This is a genomic window from Lentilactobacillus sp. (assembly GCF_040773105.1).
GTDB classification, from domain to species: Bacteria; Bacillota; Bacilli; order Lactobacillales; family Lactobacillaceae; genus Lentilactobacillus; species Lentilactobacillus parabuchneri.
Map to the genome: position 1 here is coordinate 1 of NZ_JAXGWW010000163.1, position 4,600 is coordinate 4,600.

At 43.9% G+C, this 4,600-nt stretch carries 6 protein-coding genes; 5 read left to right on the top strand and 1 reads right to left on the bottom strand.

The window, feature by feature from the left end; all coding sequences use genetic code 11:
• Positions 1-625: non-hydrolyzing UDP-N-acetylglucosamine 2-epimerase (gene wecB, locus AB3112_RS08400; protein ID WP_367334281.1), on the top strand; the 625-nt coding region annotated here is incomplete at its 5' end.
• Between the two features lie 19 nt (positions 626-644).
• Complete coding sequence (locus tag AB3112_RS08405; protein WP_057911081.1) at positions 645-1,580, top strand: YihY/virulence factor BrkB family protein; 936 nt, start codon at positions 645-647, stop codon at positions 1,578-1,580.
• A gap of 91 nt (positions 1,581-1,671) precedes the next feature.
• On the opposite strand, the gene AB3112_RS08410 is transcribed toward AB3112_RS08405, so the two are convergent.
• Entirely contained in the window at positions 1,672-2,121 is a 450-nt protein-coding gene (locus AB3112_RS08410; RefSeq protein ID WP_084974795.1) for a flavodoxin, read from the bottom strand.
• A 90-nt stretch (positions 2,122-2,211) separates the two neighbouring features.
• Here AB3112_RS08410 and recX point away from each other — a divergent pair, with 90 nt between their 5' ends.
• The 3 genes from recX to AB3112_RS08425 all read left to right on the top strand — a co-directional run.
• Positions 2,212-3,009: a recombination regulator RecX gene (gene recX, locus AB3112_RS08415; RefSeq protein WP_367334282.1), complete on the top strand. Its 798-nt coding sequence runs from the start codon at positions 2,212-2,214 to the stop codon at positions 3,007-3,009.
• 92 nt (positions 3,010-3,101) lie between these two features.
• Entirely contained in the window at positions 3,102-3,653 is a 552-nt protein-coding gene (locus tag AB3112_RS08420) for a DUF402 domain-containing protein (RefSeq protein WP_057911084.1), read from the top strand.
• A gap of 114 nt (positions 3,654-3,767) precedes the next feature.
• The coding region (locus AB3112_RS08425; protein ID WP_367334283.1) for an AI-2E family transporter at positions 3,768-4,600 on the top strand (833 nt) is incomplete at its 3' end.

Below are 4,600 nucleotides of genomic sequence, written 5' to 3' on the forward strand. Positions count from 1 at the left end.
CAAAAATATTTACGTGACCGGAAATACTGCGATTGACGCCCTTAAGCAGACCGTGACGGCCGATTATCAACACTCGGTATTTGATGAACTCAACCAAAATTCAAAGATGATCTTATTGACCATGCATCGCAGGGAAAACCAAGGTGAACCAATGCGGCGGACTTTTGAAGCCATTAAAGAAGTGTTGGCCAGCCATCCCGACGTGGAAGTCGTCTATCCGGTTCATTTGAGCCCTGCTGTTCAAAAAGTTGCTCATGAGGTGTTCGATGGCGTCAAGGCGGTTCACTTAATTGAGCCGCTCGACGTGTTGGACTTTCACAACATGTCTGCCAGAAGCTTCTTTATCATGACTGATTCAGGCGGTGTTCAAGAAGAAGCACCATCTTTGAAGAAGCCGGTACTGGTCCTTCGAGACACCACTGAGCGTCCAGAGGGGATCAAGGCCGGAACCCTACGACTAGTCGGAACCGACCCCAAGGTGATTAAGCGCGAAATGGAACGGCTGTTGGATGATCCCAAAGAATATCAGCGGATGGCCGAAGCCAAGAACCCGTATGGTGATGGCAATGCCTCACTCAGAATTTTAAACGCGATTCAACAACAGTTCAACCATTCATCAATCTAAGATAGAAAGTCGATAAGTTATGAAACGTGCATATGTGACCATCAAAAACTTCATTGAAATTATCGTCAAACGGTACTCGTCTGGAAATGTATCGGACTCTGCAGCCGTGCTGGCCTTTTATACACTGTTGTCGATTTTTCCAATCTTTTTTATTATCGGTAGTGTCTTGAACATGTTTCATATTCAAATCAGCGAAGTTGAGGTCTATATTCGACCGTTATTTCCTGATCGAATCTATTTGATGCTGGAGCCGATCATCAATTCAACGCTTCAAAGTGGCGGTGCCAGTCAGTTGTCAGTTGGTTTAATTGTGACCATTTGGTCAGCCAGTCGCGCGATTGCGGCCTTTCAACGCAGTATTAACAAGACATACGGCGTTGCGGCCAACCAAAACGCCATTTCAAATCGCCTGGTTTCATTTGTTTGGATGCTGGTTTTAATCTTAGCCGTTGTTTTGTTAATCATTGTTTTTGCTTTCAGTCAGATGTTTTTTGAATGGCTGAACCCAATATTAAACGTCCCTCATCGGATCCTGAATTTGATTGGGACGGTGAAATGGCCCGTAACCATTGCAATCGCCTGGCTGTTGCTCAGCCTTTTGTATTACTTTGTGCCAACTGCCAAGGTCAAATTTCGCTACATTTGGGTTGGGGCGCTGATTTCGACGCTGGGATTGATGATACTGGCTCAGGCCTTCACCGTTTACCTGCGGTTCTTTGCTCACCGAATCGATGCCTATAAGACGATTGGAACCTTCATTGTTTTGATGTTCTGGCTGGACTTTTCGGGAATCATTATGTTATTTGGCGGGGTAGTCAATGCGGCGATTCAAGAAATTCGCCAAGGTAAAATTCAAGAACAGCAGGATGCTCTGGAAACCGTCTGGAAACGAGCGCAACGGATTCGAAAAAGCAGACCGAAAAAAGCCAAGCGAATCAAGCGGTCCAAAAAGTAGGCTTTGCCGCGGACAGGGATGCCCTTGGCAAAATTAAAAGGACTGCGGCAAAATGTGATTTGCTACAGTCCCTTTAAAGAACGTCGAGGTGCTATTGCTGCGCTTTTTCAATTAAGTCGGCTGTAAATTGGTCAAGCTTTTTGATGTCGTCTTCATCGGGTTCCAAATTAATTTTAATGCTGTCTGAACCTTTGGTGGCACCGGTTTTTTCAAATGCTGCTTCAAACTTGTCAACCGAGGTGTTGTAAAACTCCTCGTAAAAGACATCCCCGGATCCGGCAACGCCGTAAACTTTGCCCTTAAGGTTCAGTTCACTGAGATCGTCATAAAAATCCATCCCTTCCTCAGGAAGCGCGCCTTCATCATACGTGTACGGGCAAACGACACAAATATCGACATCTTCAAACACGGCAGGATCGGTTTGGGAAATCTCGGTTTCTTTAACGTCGACGCCGGCGTCCTCAAAGGCTTCCGTGACGATGTCGGCAATATCTTCATTATTTCCAGTAATTGTTGCGTAAACAACGTGAGCAGTTATCATAATTTTTCATCCTCTATCTTAAATTGGTTTCAGTATACCAAATTGAAAAGTCAAAGTGAATTTCAATCACGCCACAAGGAAGGTTTTTTCATGGCAAATACAATTACAAAAATTGAAGCGCAGAAGCGAAAGGGTCGTTTTAACGTCTACGTTGACGGTCAATACGCATTTCCAATCAGTGAAGAAGTCTTGATTAAATACCGGGTCTTCAAGGGCATGGAAGTTGACGATCAGCTGATTGACAAGCTTAAAAACGCCGACAACATTTCCAAATTACATAGTCGCGCACTGAACTATTTGGCCCACAACCTGCGAACCGAGTACGAAGTCAGAGATAAGTTGGCCGACTTATCAGACGATCCGGATGCCATTAATCAAGTGATTGATATTTTAGTCGATCAAAATTTGATTGACGACCAACGATACGCCGACAGTTATGTGCGGACGGTTGTCCGGGAACGTAAGAATGGCCCGGATTGGATCCGCCGTCATCTAAAGGATAAACGGGTTGCTGCCAATCAAGTTGAAACAGCACTTGACCATTACTATTCGGCAGATGACGTGATTGAAATCGGCATTGAAGTTGCCGAAAAACAGTTGAAACGGTACAGACGTGATTCAGCCAAAATGGCCCTTAACAAGACCAAGGAACTCCTGATGCGCCGTGGCTTTCCGTATGGGGACATCGAAGAGATTATCAACCAAACCGATACCGATGAGATGGCAGAACAAGATCATGATGTGATCGATCAAGTGGCCGCTAAGTACTTTCGGCAATACGCCAAGCTGCAGCCGTATGAACGCACCCAAAAGACCAAACAGGCGCTCTTTAGAAAAGGGTTCTTGATGGACGACATCACCATCGCCATTGCCAAACTGACTGAATAAAATAATTTCGATATTAATGCGCACTCTGATATAATGACAAATGGATTGGTAACAATCGATGCTGTTAGCTTAGTCAGAAAGTGGGTATTTAAATGCCACGACTTCAAAAATTACCTGGAGAAGGAGACTTCATTGCGATTCAAAGCTATAAGCATGATGGCAGCTTGCATCGTATTTGGCGAGATACGATGGTATTAAAAACAAACGAAAATTCACTGATTGGATGTAATAATCATACATTGGTTACCGAAGATGACGGGCGTCATTGGGTAACGCGAGAGCCGGCACTGGTTTATTTTCATAAACATTACTGGTTTAACGTCGTAGCGATGATTCGAGACGACGGGATTGCCTATTATTGTAATTTGGCCTCCCCATACGTTCTTGACAAAGAGGCGTTAAAATATATTGATTATGACTTGGATGTCAAAGTTTTCCCCGACGGCAGGCGAAAATTACTGGATGCAGATGAGTATCTGGAATTTAGCAAGCGTTGGAATTATGGACCGGAGATCGATCATATCTTAAAACGCAATGTGAGAATTTTGGTGGACTGGATCGAAAATGAAAAGGGCCCGTTCTCAAAAGAATTTATTGCCATTTGGTATGAACGATACTTAGAGTTGTCTCGTCAGAATCAATGAGGAATTCTTCTTGTGACTGGTGCAATTTTTGCACTGGTCATTTTTTGTTTTATGATACAATGAAATTTATAAGTAAAAAATCAGTGCTAAAGTAAAAACGTAAGGAGCCTACAAATGCTCGAACGATTAAAAAAATCTCCGCTCATGTTTTGGTCATTAGAAATTTTGATTGTGGTTGCGATTATTTGGATCTGTACCAAGATCAGTTTTATGTTTTCGCCAATTGCGATCTTCTTTTCGACGGTCTTTATTCCAATTCTTCTGGCCGGCATTTTGTTTTATATGCTGAATCCGATTGTCAATTTATTGACGAAGGTTCGCTTTGGCAAGCACCATATTACCCGGACGTGGGCGACCACCCTGGTATTTTTGCTGCTGTTGGGGCTGGTCGCACTTGCCGCAACGGTTTTTATTCCAAAAATTGTCAATCAGTTAATCACGTTGGCCAACCAGTTACCGGACGCTGCCAAACAGGGCCAACAGTTAGTGGACAAGATGTTTAAGGGAATCAATTCTCAAACATTTTTGAAAAACGTTGACTTTACGTCGATGACAGACAAACTATCCCGCAACGTCAATAAGTACGCCGAGACGATCTTTAACAGCGTGACGACCGGGTTAGGCGGGATCATTTCAGCGGCAGCCAACGTGGTAATCATTGCCGTAACCGTTCCGGTTGTCCTGTTTTATATGCTTAAGGACGGTTATCGGTTGGCACCGACCATCAAGAATATCTTGCCCGAACGTCACCGTGAACAAACGATGGATTTATTAGGTAAAATGAGTCACACTATCTCCAAATATATTTCCGGTCAGATGATCGAGTGTTTGTTTGTCGGGGCCTTCACGGCGATTGGGTATGTAATTATCGGCACACCATACGCATTGTTGTTGGGCGTGATTGCCGGAATTTGCAATATCATTCCATACCTTGGACCTTACATTGG